The sequence below is a fragment of the Streptomyces luomodiensis genome (genome assembly GCF_031679605.1).
GTDB lineage: Bacteria > Actinomycetota > Actinomycetes > Streptomycetales > Streptomycetaceae > Streptomyces > Streptomyces luomodiensis.
Genome location: NZ_CP117522.1, coordinates 6,011,130 through 6,028,749, shown reverse-complemented (window position 1 = coordinate 6,028,749; position 17,620 = coordinate 6,011,130). Strand labels below are relative to the sequence as shown.

General features: G+C 71.8%; 18 protein-coding genes. 8 read left to right on the top strand and 10 right to left on the bottom strand.

Going from position 1 to position 17,620, the window contains the following annotated elements:
* Positions 1 to 3 precede the first annotated feature (3 nt).
* Both PS467_RS25300 and PS467_RS25295 read right to left on the bottom strand, forming a co-directional pair.
* The gene (locus tag PS467_RS25300; RefSeq protein WP_311037161.1) at positions 4 to 192 is read right to left on the bottom strand and encodes a hypothetical protein; all 189 of its coding nucleotides are present in this window, start codon (positions 190 to 192) and stop codon (positions 4 to 6) included.
* Positions 193 to 195: 3 nt separating this feature from the next.
* Positions 196 to 738, bottom strand: coding sequence for an AMP-binding protein (locus PS467_RS25295; RefSeq protein WP_311037160.1), 543 nt, complete (start codon positions 736 to 738; stop codon positions 196 to 198).
* A 244-nt stretch (positions 739 to 982) separates the two neighbouring features.
* Between PS467_RS25295 and PS467_RS25290 the strand changes: the two genes are divergently transcribed.
* A complete protein-coding gene (locus tag PS467_RS25290; protein WP_311037159.1) occupies positions 983 to 2,125 on the top strand; it encodes a P1 family peptidase in 1,143 nt (380 codons plus the stop codon).
* A gap of 318 nt (positions 2,126 to 2,443) precedes the next feature.
* Here the strand turns inward: PS467_RS25290 and PS467_RS25285 are convergent, their stop codons facing one another.
* The 3 genes from PS467_RS25285 to PS467_RS25275 form a co-directional block, all read right to left on the bottom strand.
* The gene (locus tag PS467_RS25285) at positions 2,444 to 4,552 is read right to left on the bottom strand and encodes a PTS fructose transporter subunit IIABC (RefSeq protein WP_311037158.1); all 2,109 of its coding nucleotides are present in this window, start codon (positions 4,550 to 4,552) and stop codon (positions 2,444 to 2,446) included.
* An 85-nt stretch (positions 4,553 to 4,637) separates the two neighbouring features.
* A complete protein-coding gene (gene pfkB, locus PS467_RS25280) occupies positions 4,638 to 5,582 on the bottom strand; it encodes a 1-phosphofructokinase (protein ID WP_311037157.1) in 945 nt (314 codons plus the stop codon).
* On the bottom strand, positions 5,579 to 6,340 hold the full coding sequence (locus tag PS467_RS25275; protein ID WP_268973974.1) for a DeoR/GlpR family DNA-binding transcription regulator: 762 nt from the start codon (positions 6,338 to 6,340) through the stop codon (positions 5,579 to 5,581). The genes pfkB and PS467_RS25275 overlap by 4 nt, the downstream gene beginning before the upstream one ends.
* A 231-nt stretch (positions 6,341 to 6,571) precedes the next feature.
* Here PS467_RS25275 and PS467_RS25270 point away from each other — a divergent pair, with 231 nt between their 5' ends.
* Positions 6,572 to 7,309: an SDR family oxidoreductase gene (locus PS467_RS25270; RefSeq protein ID WP_311037156.1), complete on the top strand. Its 738-nt coding sequence runs from the start codon at positions 6,572 to 6,574 to the stop codon at positions 7,307 to 7,309.
* Between the two features lie 187 nt (positions 7,310 to 7,496).
* On the opposite strand, the gene PS467_RS25265 is transcribed toward PS467_RS25270, so the two are convergent.
* Positions 7,497 to 8,501 (bottom strand): sigma-70 family RNA polymerase sigma factor, encoded by a 1,005-nt coding sequence (locus PS467_RS25265; protein WP_191069838.1) that lies wholly within the window; start codon positions 8,499 to 8,501, stop codon positions 7,497 to 7,499.
* A 374-nt stretch (positions 8,502 to 8,875) separates the two neighbouring features.
* On the opposite strand from PS467_RS25265, the gene PS467_RS25260 reads away from it, so the two are divergent.
* Together PS467_RS25260 and PS467_RS25255 are read left to right on the top strand one after the other, a co-directional pair.
* The gene (locus PS467_RS25260) at positions 8,876 to 9,292 is read left to right on the top strand and encodes a hypothetical protein (RefSeq protein ID WP_268973972.1); all 417 of its coding nucleotides are present in this window, start codon (positions 8,876 to 8,878) and stop codon (positions 9,290 to 9,292) included.
* Between the two features lie 92 nt (positions 9,293 to 9,384).
* Complete coding sequence (locus PS467_RS25255; RefSeq protein ID WP_311037155.1) at positions 9,385 to 10,467, top strand: questin oxidase family protein; 1,083 nt, start codon at positions 9,385 to 9,387, stop codon at positions 10,465 to 10,467.
* 95 nt (positions 10,468 to 10,562) lie between these two features.
* Here the strand turns inward: PS467_RS25255 and PS467_RS25250 are convergent, their stop codons facing one another.
* Entirely contained in the window at positions 10,563 to 11,345 is a 783-nt protein-coding gene (locus tag PS467_RS25250; RefSeq protein ID WP_311037154.1) for a dioxygenase family protein, read from the bottom strand.
* A gap of 127 nt (positions 11,346 to 11,472) precedes the next feature.
* Between PS467_RS25250 and PS467_RS25245 the strand changes: the two genes are divergently transcribed.
* Positions 11,473 to 11,973 (top strand): MarR family winged helix-turn-helix transcriptional regulator, encoded by a 501-nt coding sequence (locus PS467_RS25245; protein ID WP_268977093.1) that lies wholly within the window; start codon positions 11,473 to 11,475, stop codon positions 11,971 to 11,973.
* A gap of 193 nt (positions 11,974 to 12,166) precedes the next feature.
* Here the strand turns inward: PS467_RS25245 and PS467_RS25240 are convergent, their stop codons facing one another.
* A complete protein-coding gene (locus PS467_RS25240; RefSeq protein WP_311037153.1) occupies positions 12,167 to 13,675 on the bottom strand; it encodes an MFS transporter in 1,509 nt (502 codons plus the stop codon).
* A gap of 184 nt (positions 13,676 to 13,859) precedes the next feature.
* Positions 13,860 to 14,510, bottom strand: coding sequence for a TetR/AcrR family transcriptional regulator (locus tag PS467_RS25235; protein ID WP_311037152.1), 651 nt, complete (start codon positions 14,508 to 14,510; stop codon positions 13,860 to 13,862).
* Between the two features lie 323 nt (positions 14,511 to 14,833).
* On the opposite strand from PS467_RS25235, the gene PS467_RS25230 reads away from it, so the two are divergent.
* The gene (locus PS467_RS25230; RefSeq protein WP_311037151.1) at positions 14,834 to 16,165 is read left to right on the top strand and encodes a M6 family metalloprotease domain-containing protein; all 1,332 of its coding nucleotides are present in this window, start codon (positions 14,834 to 14,836) and stop codon (positions 16,163 to 16,165) included.
* Here the strand turns inward: PS467_RS25230 and PS467_RS25225 are convergent.
* Positions 16,131 to 16,907: a TetR family transcriptional regulator gene (locus PS467_RS25225; RefSeq protein WP_311037150.1), complete on the bottom strand. Its 777-nt coding sequence runs from the start codon at positions 16,905 to 16,907 to the stop codon at positions 16,131 to 16,133. The genes PS467_RS25230 and PS467_RS25225 overlap by 35 nt on opposite strands.
* A 178-nt stretch (positions 16,908 to 17,085) precedes the next feature.
* On the opposite strand from PS467_RS25225, the gene PS467_RS25220 reads away from it, so the two are divergent.
* The gene (locus tag PS467_RS25220; RefSeq protein ID WP_268973965.1) at positions 17,086 to 17,241 is read left to right on the top strand and encodes a hypothetical protein; all 156 of its coding nucleotides are present in this window, start codon (positions 17,086 to 17,088) and stop codon (positions 17,239 to 17,241) included.
* A 7-nt stretch (positions 17,242 to 17,248) separates the two neighbouring features.
* The gene (locus PS467_RS25215) at positions 17,249 to 17,527 is read left to right on the top strand and encodes a DUF4190 domain-containing protein (RefSeq protein ID WP_268973964.1); all 279 of its coding nucleotides are present in this window, start codon (positions 17,249 to 17,251) and stop codon (positions 17,525 to 17,527) included.
* The last annotated feature ends 93 nt before the right edge of the window (positions 17,528 to 17,620 follow it).

Genomic DNA, 17,620 nt, shown 5'->3' with positions numbered 1-17,620 from the left:
GCGTCAGAGGTGGTGGGGCGGCTTCTCGGCGAGGAACCGGGCCAGGTCGGCGGCGTCGTCCGCGCTGTCGCCGCCGGGAATCCGCTCACCCCACCCGTCGTCCGTATCGTCCGATGACCGCTGCGCCAGTGGATCGTCGAAATTCAGCGCGGCGGCCGGATCGCGCGGTCCGGAGGCAGGGGCGGTGCTCATGCCTCAAGAGTACGGCCCGGTCAGCGGCTCGGTGTACCGGCCGAGCTCGTCGTGCCACCACAGGTCACGCCCGGGGGTCCAGGACACCGGGCAGGCGAGCCGGTGGACGACGAGCACGGACCGCACCTCGGGGCAGCCGGTCAGCGCCCGGTCGATGTGCCGCTTGAGCGGCTGTGGCTCCCCGCGGTGCAGTCCGGCGTCAGCGGTGATGACGACCTTGGCACCGGCCTCCCTGATCCGGTCGCGCAGTTCATGGGAGCACAGCCCCACGGGGAGGCTGGCGCGGACGACGTCGAGCCGGCCGCAGGCGAGCGTGGCGATCACGGACTCGGGCACCAGCGGCAGATGCACCGCCACCCGGTCCCCGGCGCGGACGCCGAGCCGAGTGAGGGCCGCGGCGGCTCGGGCCGCCTGGTCGAGCAGCTGGGCATGGGTGAGCTCCTCGGTGCAGTCCGGCTCGCTGATCCATCGGAGGGCGACCCGGGCGGCCCGCCGAGTGTCGGCGGCCAGTGTCGGGAGCTCCTCCGTCCGAGAGGTATGGGGCACGGCGGTCTTCTTCCGGACGGGGGCGAACGGCATACGGCTCAGCCTGGTGCCACGTCATCAACGTTCGATGAACGCCCTCTATATGAGGCGGCCTCACCCCACTCCGAGGTGCCCTCACCTCACCTGGAAGGGCTCTCATCCCGCTCCGAACCCTTCGGCGGCGATCGTGCGACGGTGGATACGGGGGTGGTCCGCGCCTCGGCACCCGACCATGCCACGGCTGCCCGTGCTACGCATAGCTTCCATGAATGCCGAGCGGGCAAACCCCGAACCAGTCCCCACCGGCCCGGCCGACAGCCTGACGGATGTCCGCGGGCTGCGGGTGGGCCATGCCCAGCGGTCCGGCGGCGGCCGGCTGACCGGGACGACCGTGGTGCTGGCCCCCGAGGGCGGTGCGGTCGCCGCGGTCGATGTGCGCGGCGGCGGCCCCGGCACCCGGGAGACCGATGCCCTCGATCCGCGCAATCTGGTCCAGCGCGTCGATGCCGTCGTGCTGACCGGCGGCAGCGCCTTCGGGCTCGACAGCGCCTCGGGGGTGGCCGCCTGGCTGGAGGAGCACGGCCGGGGCTTCCGGGTCGGCCCCGATCCGGCGCAGGTCGTTCCGGTGGTCCCGGCCGCCGCCCTCTTCGACCTGGGCCGGGGCGGCGACTGGCGGGCTCGCCCGGACGCCGCGCTGGGGCGTGCGGCGATCGAGGCGGCGGCCCGTTCGGAACCGGGTGTGCCGGTCGTGCAGGGCAGTGTGGGGGCGGGCACGGGCGCGGTGGCCGGTGGGCTCAAGGGCGGCACCGGTTCGGCCTCCACGGTGCTGCCGTCCGGCACCACGGTGGCCGCGCTGGCGGTGGTCAACGCCGCGGGCTCGGTCATCGATCCCGATACGGGGGTGCTGTACGGGGAGCTCCATGGGCCGTGGGAGGAGGGTGGACCCCGCAGGCCCGGTGCGGCCGAGCACGCGGAGGCGATGCGCCGGCTGGCCGCCGCGCGGGCCGAGTCGGAGGGGCGGCAGGCCGCGTCGGTGCGGCCTCCGCTGAACACGACGCTGGCCGTGGTCGCCACCGATGCCCTGCTCACGCGAGCCCAGGCGCACAAGCTCGCGGGCACGGCGCATGACGGGCTGGCGCGGGCCGTCCGGCCGGTGCATCTGCTGTCCGACGGCGACACGGTCTTCGCCCTCGCCACCTGCGGGCGCCCGCTGATACCGGAGGGTGGCCCCGAGGACGCCGGCGATCCGGCGTTCGGGGTGCACCGGGAGGCCGGTGCGCTGAACGAGGTGCTGGCGGCCGGGGCGGATGTGCTGACCCGGGCAGTGGTCAAGGCGGTGCTCGCGGCGGAGACGGTGGACGGTCCGGGCGGTGTCTTCCCCGCCTATCGGGACCTTTACAGCAGTTGATCCGCCGAAGCCGGAGGCCGGAGGAATGACCGGAGCGAAGAAGGGGTTGGGCTGGGGTTCGGGTCGGCGTTCGGCGCCCGTCACCGCCGGGGTCCGGACGGTGGAGGGCGAGCGGCGGACCCGCACGGCCGATCTCGCCGCCCTCGACCTGGACAGTGCCCCCGTGTCCCGGTACCCGGGTACCCCGGCCGGGGCCTGGCGAGGCCGCGCTCGGTGCCTACTGCGCCTCGTGCGGCCTGCCCACGGACACCGGCGATGGACCACCCACGGACGTGGGCGGTCCACCGCCGGATCGGACAGGGGGTGACAACGACGCGGTCAGACCGCCACCGCCACCTTCGACTCTTCCTCGGTACCGCCCTCGGTGGCCTCGGCACCGGCCTGGTCCGCGGCCTCCGGCTTCGCCGTCTTGCGCAGTCCCTTGAGGAAGACCACCAGACCGGCCGAGACCACCGTGCCCGCCACGACGGCCACCAGGTAGAGGAACGGCTGGCCGATCAGCGGGACCACGAAGATGCCGCCGTGCGGGGCGCGCAGCGTGCAGTCGAAGGCCATCGACAGGGCACCGGTGATGGCTCCGCCCACCATCGACGAGGGGATCACCCGCAGCGGATCCGCCGCCGCGAACGGAATGGCGCCCTCGCTGATGAAGGAGGCACCCAGCACCCAGGCGGCCTTGCCGTTCTCCCGCTCGGTCTTGGTGAACAGCCGTCCGCGCACGGTGGTGGCGAGGGCCATCGCCAGCGGCGGGACCATACCGGCGGCCATCGCCGTGGCCATGATCTTGAGGCTTCCGGCGGAGGGGTCCGACACCGCGATACCTCCGGTCGCGAAGGCGTAAGCCACCTTGTTGACCGGGCCGCCCAGGTCGAAGCACATCATCAGGCCCAGGAGGACGCCGAGACCGATGGCGTTGGCGCCGGAGAGGCTGTTGAGCCAGTCGGTCATGGCCTGCTGCGCGGAGGCGATGGGCTTGCCGATCACCACGAACATCAGGACGCCGACGATCGCGGAGGAGATCAGCGGGATCACCACCACCGGCATGATGCCGCGCAGTACCGCCGGGACCTTGAACCGCTGGATGCCCATGACGACCGCGCCGGCGATCAGGCCCGCGACCAGACCGCCGAGGAATCCGGCCTTGATGGTGGTCGCGATGTAGCCGCCCACGAAACCGGGGACCAGACCGGGCCGGTCGGCCATGCCGTAGGCGATATAGCCCGCCAGGACCGGCACCAGGAAGGTGAACGCCGCACTGCCGATCTGGAAGAGCAGCGCGGCCCAGCTGCTGGTCTCGGTCCACACGAAGTGGTCCGCGACGGACTTGGCACTCGCGATCTCGTAACCGCCGATCGCGAAGGCGAGCGCGATCAGCAGACCGCCCGCGGCGACGAACGGGACCATGTAGCTGACGCCCGTCATCAGCCACTTGCGCAGCTTGGTGCCGAAGCCGTCACCGGCCGCCCCGTCCGCGTCCATCGGCGCCGAGCGCTCCGCCGAGGTCCCGGCCGGTGCGCCGGTCTCCCCCCGCGCGGCCCTCTCACGCGCCTCGGCGATGAGCTCGGCGGGGCGGCTGATGGCCGCCTTCACCCCGACGTCCACCGTCGGCTTGCCCGCGAAGCGGGCCTTGTCCCGGACCTCCACATCGTGTGCGAAGACCACCGCGTCGGCGGCAGCGATGGTGGCGGCGGGGAGCTTGTCGAATCCGGCCGAGCCCTGCGTCTCGACCACCAGCTCGACACCGGCCTCGCGAGCGGCGTTCTCCAGCGACTCGGCGGCCATGTAGGTGTGGGCGATACCGGTGGGGCAGGACGTGACGGCGACGATCCGGAAGGGGGCCACCGGCTCGGCGGTGGTCGCGGAGGTCGCGGAGGTGGCGGTCGCCGCGTCCGTGGGTTCGGCGGGGGCAGGCTCATCCGAGGAAGCAGAGGAAGCGTCGGCGGTGGCCGGCTTCTCGGCCCCCGTCCGCTCGGCCGCGGGTGTCTGTTCCTCACCGCGGATCAGTGCGGCCACCCGCTCGGGCCGGTCGGCCGAGCGCAGCGCATCGGTGAAGTCGGCGTTCATCAGCTGCCGGGCCAGGCTCGACAGGATCGTCAGGTGATCGCTGTCCGCGCCCGCCGGGGCGGCGATCAGGAAGATCAGATCGGCCGGTCCGTCCGCCGCGCCGAAGTCGATCCGGGCCGCGCTGCGCCCGAAGGCCAGGGTGGGCTCGGTGACATGTGCGCTGCGGCAGTGGGGTATGCCGATGCCGCCGTCCAGGCCGGTGGGCATCTGCTCCTCGCGCGCCGCCACATCGGCGAGAAAGCCGTCGAGGTCGGTGACCCGGCGGGCCTCGACCATGCGTTCGGCGAGCGACCGGGCGGCGGCTTCCTTGGTGTCGGCGGACAGGTCAAGGTCGACCAGATCCGCGGTGATCAGCTCACTCATCTCGCGGCTCCCTTGTGTGCGGTGCCGCCCTGGGGCAGGCGGGCGGACGGAGTGGGGACTGGGGGGTGGGAGTGGGGCCGGCCGGTCACGCGGGCTCCTTGAGCACACGGTCCAGCGGGATGTCCGCCGTGGTCACGACGGCGGACGGGTCGAGGTCGGCCGGGGTCGGCATGGCGCTGCCCGGCAGCTGCACCGCGGCCGCCCCGTGGGCCACGGCCGAGGCGAGGGCGGCGGGCCCGGCGCCGCCCGCCGTGAGGAATCCGGCGAGCGAGGCGTCGCCCGCGCCGACGTTGCTGCGCACGGCGGCGACGCTCGCGGTGCCGAAGTAGGCGCCCGTGTCGTCGACCAGCAGCTGACCGTCGGCGCCCAGGCTGGCCAGGACGGCGCGGGCACCCAGCTCCCGCAGTTCCTCGGCCGCCTTGACCGCCTCGCCGACGGTGGCCAGCGGACGGCCCACCGCCTGGGCCAGCTCCTCGGCGTTGGGCTTCACCACATCGGGACGCTCACGCAGGGCCGCGGTCAGCGAGGGGCCGGAGGTGTCCAGGGCGATCCGGGCGCCCGCCCGGTGGGCCCGCGCCACCAGCTCGGCGTACCACTCGGGTGCGAGTCCTCGGGGCAGGCTTCCGCAGCAGGCGATCCAGTCGGCGCCGTCGACCCTGGTCCGGACGGCCTCCAGCACCGCCTCGGCCTCGGCGTCGCTCAGCTCGGGCCCGCCCGCGTTGAGCTTGGTGAGGGTGCCGTCCGGTTCGGCCACGGAGATGTTGACCCGGGTCGAGCCCGCCACGGGCACGCCCGCCGCCTCGATGCCCAGCTCCTCCAGCAGCCGGGCGAGCAGCGCGCCCTCCGGTCCGCCGAGCGGCAGCACGGCTGCCGTGCGGTGTCCGGCGGCGGCCACGGCGCGCGAGACATTGACGCCCTTGCCGCCGGGGTCGACCCGGTCGGCGGTGGCCCGCAGTACGGCGCCGCGCTCCAGGGCCGGGATCTCGTACGTACGGTCCAGGCTGGGGTTGGGGGTGACGGTGAGAATCATGCGCGTGCCACTTCCGTGCCCTGGCGCTCGATGGCCAGGGCGTCCTGCGGGCTGAGCCCGGTGTCCGTGATGAGCAGATCGACGTCGTCGAGGCCGCCGAACCGGGCGAAGTGCTGCTGGCCGAACTTGGCGGAGTCCGCGAGCAGCACCACCCGCCGGGCCGCCGCGATCATGGCGCTCTTGACGGCGCCCTCCGCGAGATCGGGGGTGGTGAGCCCGCCCTCCGGCGAGAAGCCGTTGGTGGCGAGGAAGACCACATCGGCCTTGATCTCGCCGTAGCCGCGCAGCGCCCATGCGTCCACGGCGGCCCGGGTGCGGTGGCGGACCCGCCCGCCGACGAGGTGCAGCGCGATACCGGGGTGGTCGGCGAGGCGCGCGGCCACCGGCAGGGCGTGGGTGACCACGGTGAGCTGGGCCTCCAGCGGGAAGACCGCGGCGAACCGGGCCGCCGTCGACCCCGCGTCGATGATCACGCTGCCGTCGGACGGCAGCTCGGCGAGGGCGGCCCGCGCGATGCGGTCCTTCTCGTCGGCGGCGGTGGACTCGCGCTCGGCGAGATCGGGCTCGAAGTCCAGACGGCCGGCCGGGATGGCGCCCCCGTGCACACGGCGGACGAGCCCCGCCCGGTCGAGGGCGCGCAGATCCCGCCGCACGGTCTCGGCGGTGACCTGGAACTCCTCGGCGAGAGACAGGACATCCACCCGCCCGCTTTCACGGGCGAGCCGGAGAATCTCCTGCTGACGCTCCGGTGCGTACATGTGGGTTTACGTCCCTTCCGTACCCGAACCTGTGATTTTCGCGGCCACATTACGTGGGCGATGCAGGAAAGTAAACAGACTCGGGCATCAAACAGACCCGACCGGGCACGGACCAGCGCACCGTCCGAATCCCGCCGGACTTTCCCCGGCCCGCCCGACCAGGATCGGGTCATGTCCTCATCAGGGGGGACCACCGCGCAACAGGAACATCACCGCGAACAGGGAGAAGACATGACACTGGACGGCAAGGCGGCCCTGGTCACCGGCGGCAGCCGGGGCATCGGCGAGGCCGTGGCGATCCGGCTCGCGGAGGACGGCGCCGATGTCGCCCTGACCTACCACCGCCAGGCCGGACGCGCGGCGGATGTCATCGACCGGATCAAGGCGCTGGGACGTCGCGCCTGGGCCGTACAGACCGACAGCGCCGACGCACAGGCGGTGCGCGCCGCCGTGGCGGGGGCCGCCGCCGAGTTCGGCCGGTTGGACATCCTGGTCAACAACGCCGGCGCCGGTGTCCTCGGCCCCCTCGCCGAGCTGTCGCTGGACGACGTGGACCACGTCCTCGCCGTCAATGTCCGGGCGCCCTTCCTCATGGCGCAGGCGGCCGCCGCGCAGCTGACCGACGGCGGGCGGATCATCACCATCGGCAGCTGTATGGCCGAGCGGGTCGCCTTTCCCGGCGGCACCCTCTACGCGACCAGCAAGTCCGCGCTCACCGGCCTCACCAAGGCCCTGGCTCGTGAGCTCGGCCCGCGCGGGATCACGGCCAACCTGGTCAACCCCGGTCCGGTGGACACCGAGATGAATCCGGCCGACGGCGAGAGCGCCGCCACCCAGAGCGGCTTCACCGCGCTCGGCCGCTACGGCCGGCCCTCGGAGATCGCCGCGACCGTGGCCCATCTCGCGGGCGACGACGGCCGCTACATCACCGGGGCGTCGATCGCCGTGGACGGCGGCTTCACCGCCTGACCGGCCGCCCCCGGCCCCAACCATCGCGAAGAGACATCCCGAACAGACATCGCGCGCGGACGTCGCGAACAGACATCGCGTACGGGCATAAGCGAGCCCCGGCGCCGGGGGGGGGAAGGGCGCCGGGGCTCGGTCCGGGGAGGAAGGGGGTCTGGTGGTGGCTGCGGTCTGCTGCTGGACGGGGAACTCAAGCCGCTGCGTCAAAACCGGTCTGGCGGGCCATCTTCTTCAGCTCAAGCAAGGCGTGCTTCTCGATCTGCCGGATGCGCTCACGGGTGAGGCCGTGCTGCTTGCCGACCTCGGTCAGGGTGCGCTCCCGGCCGTCGTCGATGCCGTACCGCGCCTTGATGATGGAGGCGGTGCGGTCGTCGAGGCGGCCGATCAGGTCCTCCAGCTCCTCGCTGCGCAGCAGCGTCATCACCGACTGCTCGGGCGAGACGGCCGAGGTGTCCTCCAGCAGGTCGCCGAACTGGGTCTCCCCCTCGTCGTCGACCGACATGTTCAGACTGACCGGGTCGCGTGCCCAGTCCAGCACGTCCGAGACCCGCTCCATCGTGGAGCCGAGCTCCTCGGCGATCTCGGCGTGCTCCGGCTCGCGGCCGTGCTCACGGTTGAACTCCCGCTGCACCCGGCGGATCCGGCCGAGCTCCTCGACCAGGTGGACGGGCAGCCGGATGGTACGGGACTGGTCCGCGATCGAGCGCGTGATGGCCTGGCGGATCCACCACGTGGCATAGGTCGAGAACTTGAATCCCTTGGTGTAGTCGAACTTCTCCACCGCGCGCACCAGGCCCGCGTTGCCCTCCTGGATCAGGTCGAGCAGCGGCAGTCCACTGCGCGGGTAGCGGCGTGCCACAGCCACCACGAGACGCAGGTTGGAGCGGATGAAGATGTCCTTGGCACGGGCACCTTCGGCGGCTATCGCCTCCAGCTCCTCGCGGCTCGCGCCTGCGGCGGGGGCGTCCTCAACCTCCCCGTCCAGGATCTGCTGGGCGTACACCCCCGCTTCGATGGACTGGGACAGCTCGACCTCCTTCGCCGCGTCCAGCAACGGGGTGCGAGCGATCTCGTCGAGATACATGCCGACCAGGTCGCGATCGGCGATCTCCCCGCCTGAGGCGCGAACACTGTTGGCCCCATCAGCGCCACCACCGGTGGCGGACTGATTACGGGCGACGGCACGGGTTGCCATGCGTGCTCCCTTACAGATGGATCGGGCGCGGACTATGGACGGTTTCTCCGGTGTCGGGTGCCCCGTCCGAAGGAAACAACGACTGGAATCAGGACAGAATTCCCATCACGCGCCCACCTTTTTACGATCATGCAGTACCCTGTCCACCCACACGGGGATCGGTTCGCTGCCGAAACACCCGGAATCGCAGGTCAGAGCCTGTGCTCAGCCGCGTTCCGACGGCTCGCTCACCCCTCTCCCGTCCTTCAAGACGAATCTCGCGGCCCCCTGGTTGCCCGGGTACCCCCTCGGCCCGGGTTGCCCGCCCCCCGACACGGGTGTGCGCTGGAGAGTGACGGGTCAGGGCGAGGACGCGGCGACGAGGAGGTCCGGTCATGAACGCCCCCACGGCCCCGGTGAGCCACCCCGGCCATCCGCGGCTCCACCTCCCGCTCCACCCCTCCGCCTCCTGGGGCGTGCCGGCCGTGCTGGCCGTGCTCTTCGGCGGCTGGGTGATGTTCGTGGACCACAACCAGGGCTCCAGCATCCCCGCGGCCGCCGTCCTCGGCGTGGTGTCGGCGGTCGTGCTCGGGGCGCTCTGCTACGCGCTCGGCAGGAGGACGCCGGGCGTGATGCCGGAGATCCGGGCCATGCTGTACGGGGCGGTCCTCGGCTGCGCGCTCGGCTTCCTGCACTCCGTGAGCGGAGGCTCGGTCCTCCGGTCCGCGGGGATCGGGCTCGGGTCGGGGCTCGCGATGGCGGCCATGTCGTACTACGTCTTCCACGTGTGGAAACCGCGGCCTCCGGCTTAGTGCTCCCCCTGTGTGGCTTAGGTCGACGGTCCCCCCACGCTTCCGTCCGCGGTCCGTTCCGGGGCCGCCCCCGCCGTCCCTAGCGTGAGGCCATGACGGAGGACACGAGTGGAACCCTCGACGAGGCCCTCGAGCGACTGCATGCCGCCGGGCCCGAGCATCGGGGATGGCTGAGCAATCACGCGCCGATGGCCGTGGAGGCGCTCGTACGCCACGGTCACGGGCGCGTCGTGCACCGGTGGCTGGACCGCTATCGCGACAAGCTGGAGGAGATGCCGGGCTCGTACGCCCGGATCACCGAGGAGAACTGGCGCGAGGCGCTCGGCGATCCACGCCGTCTCGCCGACTGGCCCGCCTACTTCGACCGGGAACTGGCCGACCGCCCCTGGCGGGACGTGCTCGCCGTGTGGTGGCCGCGGCTGCTGCCGGGCATCGCCGGCGGCGCGACGCATCCGGTGATCCGGGTCGGCCACGCCGTACGGACCCTGCTGGACGACCCGGAGGGTACGACCGCGCCCCGCACCGCCGAGCTGGCCCACGCCCTCGGCTACTGGGCCGCCCGCCACGCCCCGCTGCCGCCGCTCGGGCAGCGGCCGGGCCCCGGCTCCGGCTCGGCGGCCGACGCGCTGGCCGCCGTGGAGCCGATCGCGGACCAGAGCGGGGGCATACGGGAGCGGCTGCCCCGGCTCACCGCCTTCCCGGCCTGGCCGCCCGCCCTGCCCGCCCCCGGCCTCGCCGAGCGGCCCGAGGAGGCGCGCCGGCGGCTGGCCGAGCTGGTACGGGCCGCGACGCACCGCTACGCCACCCACGGCCACGGCGAACCGGTCATGCTGGCCCACGCCGCGACCGCGCCCAATGCCGTACTGCGCGTCCTGCCCGCGCTGCCCCGTGAGCTGTGGGCGCCGAGTCTGGACGCGGCGTGGGCGGCGAGCGCCGCGGTCACGGCGGTGTACGCGCCGCCCGAGTCGCTCCCGGCCGACCCGGCAGGCCCGGCCGGGCGGCTGCCGTCCGCGGCGGGCATCACCCCCGAGGAGGTCTTCGCCCGCGCCGCCGCACACGGCGACGAGCACGCCATCAAGCTGACGGACACCGCCCTCGACGTCGGCGGGGGAACGGACGCGACGGCCCTGACCGCCGCGCTGCGCGCCTGCGCGATGATCGACCCGGCGCTCTGACGACAACGACAACGACCACAACGGCCCGAGCGGGTCCCCCGGTTGGACCCCGGTGGACCCGCCCGTACCGCCCCGGCCGACCCGCCCGTACCGGCTCAGCCGAACTGGAGCGACCGCTTGGCCAGCCCCATCCAGAAGCCGTCGATCACGCTCCGCTGGCTGCCCAGCTCCCCCTCCGCCGCGCCCAGCGTGACGAACAGCGGCGCGAAGTGTTCGGTACGCGGATGGGCGAGCTGCCCCGCCGGCGCCGCGTGCTCGAAGTCCAGCAGCGCGTCGACGTCCTGGGCGTCCAGGGCCCGCTGCCCCCAGTCGTCGAACTCGGTCGACCAGCCGGGCGGCGTCGGGCCCGAGTGCCGCAGTGCGGCCAGGTTGTGGGTGAAGAAGCCGCTGCCGACGATCAGCACGCCCTCGTCCCGCAGCGGCCCCAGCTTCCGTCCGATCTCCATCAGCTTCCGCGGATCGAGGGTCGGCATCGACACCTGGAGGACCGGGATGTCGGCCTCCGGATACATCTCGACCAGCGGCACATACGCGCCGTGGTCAAGCCCCCGGTCGGGGATGTCCTGGACGGGGGTGCCCGCCGTGCGCAGCGTCTTGCGGATCCGCTCGGCCAGCTCGGGGGCGCCGGGGGCGGCGTACCGCACCTGGTAGTAGTGCTGGGGGAAGCCCCAGAAGTCATAGACCAGCGGCACCTGTCGGGTGGCCCCGATGGCCAGGGGCGCCTCCTCCCAGTGGGCGGAGATCATGAGAATGGCCTTGGGCCGGGGCAGGCCCGCGGCCCAGGCGGCGAGCTGTCCGGGCCAGACCGGATCGTCGGCGAGCGGCGGAGCACCATGGCTGAGGTAGAGGGCGGGCATGCGCCCGTCGAGCGCGGACATGAAGACTCCTCGGCAGTGCGGAGCTCGACAATCTACTTGAAGTATCAAGCAATCAGCATGCCAACTGTACCGCACACTTGTTTAAAATTCAAAGAGCAATACCTAGAATGGACGCGTGGACGACGCCATGAAAACCCCCGCAGACGCCGACGCGCCGCGTTGGCTGACCGATGACGAGCAGCGCAGCTGGCTGGCGTACAGGCACGCCAGCATGCTGCTGGAGGATCACCTCGACCGCCAGCTACAGCGCGACGCGGGCATGCCTCATGTCTATTACGGGCTGCTCGTGGCGCTCTCCTGGGCGCCTCGCCACCGGATGCGGATGACCGAACTGGCCCAGGTCGCCAAGATCACCCGCTCTCGGCTGTCCCATGCCATCGCCCGGATGGAGAAGGACGGCTGGGTCCGGCGCGAGGACTGCCCCGACGACAAGCGCGGGCAGAACGCGGTCCTGACCGACGAGGGGTTCGAGGTGCTGCGGAAGACCGCTCCCGGTCATGTCTCCGCCGTACGGCTGGCCATCTTCGACCGGCTCTCCCCCGAGCAGGTCGAGCAGTTCGGCGAGATATGCCGGATCATCGCGGACGGTCTTCAGCCGGAGGGCGCCGACCTCCCCTGGCTGCGCTGACGCCCTGGGGCCGGGCCCTGGCTGCACTGACGACCCCAGGCGCTGACGACCCCAGGCGCTGACGACCCCAGGTCCCGCCCTGGCCGCGCCGACGCCGCCCCGGCATCCCGGCATCCCGGCATCCCGGCATTCAAGCGGAAGCCCCGCTCCCTGGAATCCAGAGGGAGCGGGGCTTCGCCCATCGTTCCCGGCGTCAGTGCGCCAGGACCGGAACGACGTCCTCCGCCGCCCCGTCCCCGGAGCCCGCGACCGCGCCGCCGCCGTCCTGCCGGCCGGCGTTGACCAGCGTGATGGCCAGCACCGCGGCCAGCGCCAGGATGCCGACCGCCCACCAGATGGCGGTGGTGTAGCCGTGCACCATCGACTGGAGCTCCAGCGCCTTGCGCGAAGGGGCCGCCGCCATATGCGACCTGGCGTAGTCGGTGGTGGCGCTCGCCGCGATGGTGTTCAGCAGCGCGGTGCCGATGGCGCCGCCCACCTGCTGCGAGGTGTTGACCATGGCCGAGGCGACACCCGCGTCACGCGGTTCGACGCCGTGCGTGGCCAGGCTCATCGCCGGCATGAACGCGGTACCCATACCGAGGCCGAGCAGCAGGAACCCGGGCAGGATCAGCGCCGGGTACGAGGTGTCCAGGTCGATCCGGGTCAGCAGCAGCATGCCGACCGAGGCGACCAGGAAGCCCGGACCCATCAGCAGCCGCGCCGGGACCCGGGTCATCAGCCGGGCGCCGATCTGCGTCGAGCCGGTGATCATGCCCGCGACCATCGGCAGGAAGGCGAAACCGGTCTTGACCGGGCTGAATCCCTTGACGACCTGCATGTAGTAGGTGAGGAAGAGGAATAGGCCGAACATCCCGATGACGGCCAGACCCAGCGAGGCGTAGACACCGGCCCGGTTCCGGTCGGCGACCACACGCAGCGGCAGCAGCGGAGCCCTCACCCGCGACTCGACGGCCACGAAGGCGATCAGCAGCACGGCCGCGGCGATGAACAGACCGACGGTCGGACCCGCGGACCAGCCGTCGGACTCGGCGCGGGTGAAGCCGTAGACCAGCGCGACCAGACCCGAGGTGGCCAGGAGCACACCGGGGATGTCCAGCCGGGACGAGTTGCGGCTCTCCACCGGCTCGCGGATCACGGCGATCGCGCCGACCGCGGCGATGACGGCGAACGGGATGTTCACGAAGAAGGTCCAGCGCCAGTCCATGTACTCGGTGAGCACACCGCCGAGGATCAGGCCGACGGCACCGCCACCACCCGCGATGGCACCGAAGACGCCGAACGCCTTGGCGCGCTCCTTGGGGTCGGTGAACATCACCGCGAGCAGCGAGAGCGCCGAGGGGGCGAGCAGCGCGCCGAACACACCCTGCAACGCACGCGCGCCCAGCAGCATGCCGGTGTTCAGCGCGGCACCGCCGATGGCCGAGGCGGCCGCGAAGCCGAGGAGACCGACGAGGAAGGTCTGCTTACGACCCCACAGGTCGGCGATCCGGCCACCGAACAGCAGCAGTCCGCCGAAGGCGAGGGCGTAGGCCGTGATGACCCACTGCCGGTTGCCGTCGGAGATGCCGAGATCGGCCTGGGCGCTGGGCAGCGCGATGTTCACGATGGTCGCGTCGAGCACGACCATCAGCTGGGCCAGAGCGATGAATATCAGCGCTTTCCAGCGTCTGGGGTCCACGTATGAAGCCGTTTCAGGCATGGATGGGCCTACCTAGCGGTGCGGAGAGTGATAAATGGGACGAGTGTGGCCGGTCGTCATCGGACCGGCTCAAGACGTTGGGTAACAGGTAGCGAGAGACGACAACGCACGTACACACGTACAGAAGACTTGTGAACGCGCGTGGAATAAGCGGTGGTACGGAAGCCGCCGAGTGCGATCTACGTCACGGCCGCCGCTGGAGATCCTCCAAGGTCACGGATTTACCGGGTAGTTCGGAGCGCGCCGGGGCCCGCAGACCGTCCAGGAACAGCTGCAGATGCCGGTGCACGAAGACGTCGAAGTTCACACAGACACTGCCGGGCAGCGGCCGGGTGAGCTGGTTGAGCGCGACCATGAGATCTCCGACACCGATGTCGGCGCGCAGTTGCCCCTCGGCTCGCGCGGCCCCCATCAGGGCCTCGACCTCGGCGGTCAGACGGTCGCGGGCGGCGATGAGATCAGGGTGCTCCTTGTCGATGCCGTCGGAGAGCAGAAGGCACAGCGCGCCGATGCGCTCGTCCGCCGCGGCGTGGACGAAGCGCCCCAGCGCCGAGAAGGCGTCGGCCTCCTCGGCCAGGGCGGTTTCGGCCTGGTCGGCGGCGCGGGACATCACCGAGAGCGCCACATGGTGGATCAGCTCACGGCGGTCCGTGAAGTGCCGGTAGATAGTGGCATTGCCGACTCCCGCCCGTCGAGCGATTTCATCGAGGGGGCTGTGCGCCCCGTACTCGACGATCGCCTCACGGGCGGCCGCGACGATGCGCTCCCGATTGCGCAGGGCGTCCGCGCGCAGCCGGGGCTGTGCGGACTTCGCGGTCGTCGTATCGGCGGTCATGACAGCACTCCTTTCTGCGTACGTACGGCATCCGCGCGCACGGTTTCTCCGGTGACTCGGCGGCGCTGCCAGGTCCCCGGCCTCGAGGCATGAGCTACGAGGTATGAGGCGCGAAGTGACGAAGTTCAACTTTCCGGGGATTCAGTCCCCGTTTGCGCGATCACTCGGTTAAACGGGGAATCACTCCCCGGAATTTCTGCGTCCGCAGGTGACCTGCCTCACACCTGTCCGGCGCCCTCCATCACCCCGACGGAGCAGCTGATTCCCCCGCCCGGCGGCCCCCCACGGGCGCCCCGGCCCGCGTCGGCACACCGTGGTCGGCAATGAACCAGACGCATGGGACCACCCGCTCCCGCATACGAATACGCCGGCCCCGCCGAGGCGGCGCGTTCGCCACTGCCGCCGTACTCACGGTGGCGGTGGTCACCCCGGCGGCGACTCCGCGTCCCGGACCCCCCGCACCCCCCGAGCTGGCCCCGGCGCCCTCCGCGCGACCGGCCCTCGGCTCGCTCACCCCCTGCGCCCTCGGCCCCGGGCCGGGGCTGCAGATGTCCGAAGGCATCCCCACCGGCCGCGGCTACAGCCGCAGCACCGGCACGGTCCACGCCCTCAACCTCATGATCGACTTCCCGGACGTCCACGGCCAGGGCACCGCCCGCCAGCGGTTCGAGGAGTTCTTCCCCCAGACCACCCGGTGGTTCGCGCAGAGCTCGTACGGACGGCTGGACTACCGCCCCGAGATGCCGATCACCCACTGGCTGCGGATGCCGCGCTCGTTCCGCGCGTACGGCATCAAACGCGGCAGCCCCTTCGATCCGGGCTATCGCAAACTGGTCGCCGACATCGCCGAGGCCGCCGACCCCAAGGTGGACTTCCGCCGCTACGACCTGGTGAACGTCCTGGTCACTCCGAACGCGGGGCCGCCCGCCGCACATGCCGTACTGTCCGTCACCTACGCCGCCAACCAGCAGGCCCCGACCGCCGACGGCGTTCCGCTGGCCAACGTCTCGTTCGTCTACAGCCGCCAGGACGACGGCTCCGGCTCGCTGCGCCACACCGGCTTCCGCGTCCTGCCGCATGAGAACGGCCACGTCTTCGGGCTGCCCGACCTCTACACCCGGGACGGCGGCGACAAGGCCGGCCACTGGGACGTGATGTCCGAGGACTGGGGCGCCGGCAACGACCTGATGGCCTGGCACAAGTGGAAGCTCGGCTGGCTCGGCCCGCGACAGATCGCCTGCGCCGCCCGCTCCGGGGTCTTCGCGCACTCCCTGTCCCCGCTGGGCGGGCCGGAGGGGACCAAACTCGTCTTCGTCCCCGTCTCGCCGACCACCGGCTACGCGATCGAGGCGCGGGCAGACGGCGGCAACGACGAGGGCATATGCAAGCCGGGTGTGCTGATCTCCCGGGTGGACACCGGGGTCGACTCCGGCGGCGGCCCCATCACCGTCATGGACTCCACCCCGCACGGCCACGGCTGCACCCGGGAACGCAATGTCCACCCCGGACTCAGCGACGCGCCCTACGCACCCGGCGAGACCTTCGGCGCGGAGGCGAACGGCATACGGGTGCGCGTCCGCGTGACCGGCCAGGACGCGGCCGGTGACTACCTCGTGGAGATCACCCGTCGCGCCAGTGGCGGCGCCCGAGGCTGATCAGCAGCAGCTGTTTGCGCGCGGTGTCGGCCACCCGCCGCTCGTCCTCCGCACGGCCGGACCGGGCATCCTCCTGACGCGCCTGGACCTCCCCCTGATCCGCTCGAGCCTCCCCATGATCCGCTTGGGCCTCCCCGTGACCCGCCTGGGCCTCCCCGTGACCCGCCTGGGCCTCCCCGTGACCCGCCTGGGCCTCCCCGTGACCCGCCTGGGCCTCCAGGAACGCCGTCGCCGTCATCACCATGTGGTCCACATACAGCTCCGCGAGCATCCGGACATCCTCCGGCGGCCAGCTCTCCGGCGAGAGCTGCGGGACGAAGGCGGCGGCCACCTCGTCGGCGAACCGGTCCAGCTCGGCGGCGATGGCCTCCCGTACGGCACGCACCCCGCCGTGCCGCTCACGCGCGATGAAGCGGATATGGGCGGGATAGCGGCGGACATGCTCGGCGACCGCCTCGACGGTGGCGTCGATCCGCTCCTCGTCACCGTCCTGACCGGCGAGTATCGCGCGGATCATGTGGTGCAGACTGCCCAGGCACTCCTCGACCAGCGCGACACCGAGATCGCTCAGATCCCGGAAGTGCCGGTAGAAGGCGGCCGGCGCCACCCCCACCGCCCGGGTGACCTCCCGCAGCCCCAGGCTGCTCAGGCTCTGGTCCTCCAGCAGCCGCAACGCCGCGTCCATCAGGGCGCGCCGGGTCTTCTCCTTCTGGGCCTGCCGGACCCCGGGCGTGTGACTCATATCATTCAGTAAACAGCTGTTCGCTGATTTTTTCCAGGCCCCGGCGGGGTACTCTAGAACTCAGTGAACACTTGTGATTCCAACTGTTCACCGAATCACGAGCGACCGACCGTTCACCGCACGACACGACCACTCGCACGCCAACCGCATCCGGATCGTCACTTCGAGAGAGGCACAGATGCTCTTCATCGTCGCGGCACTCGCCCTGATGGGGGTCCTGCTGGGGGCGGCGGCGCACACCCCGCTCCCCCTCTTCCTGGCCGCAGCGGGCGTCATCGGCGCCTGGCTGCTCATCTTCTTCATCCGCGAACGCATCGGGCACAAGGGGAGCTGAGTCACCCATGGCACTCACCGCACCGTCCCGCATCTCACCGGCCAGGGCGCGCAGGGACGCCGACGGCATGGCCGTCGCCTCCTTCGTGCTCGGCCTGATCGGCCTGCTGCTCTTCAACGCGGTCTTCGGGCCCTGCGCGATCGTCCTGGGGACGCTCGCGATCGCCCGGGAGACCGCCCGCAAGGGCCGGGCGCTGCTCGGCATCACGCTCGGCATCGCGGACGTGGTCCTGCTCATCGTCCTGCTGACGCTGAACCACTCCGTCTTCTGGCAGTTCGGCGGCTGACCCGCCCCGCCCGGCGCCCCGGCGCCGACACCACCCCGCGCGGCCCGTCCGCCCAGCGGCCCTTCGGCTCAGCGGCCCTTCCACTCAGCGGAA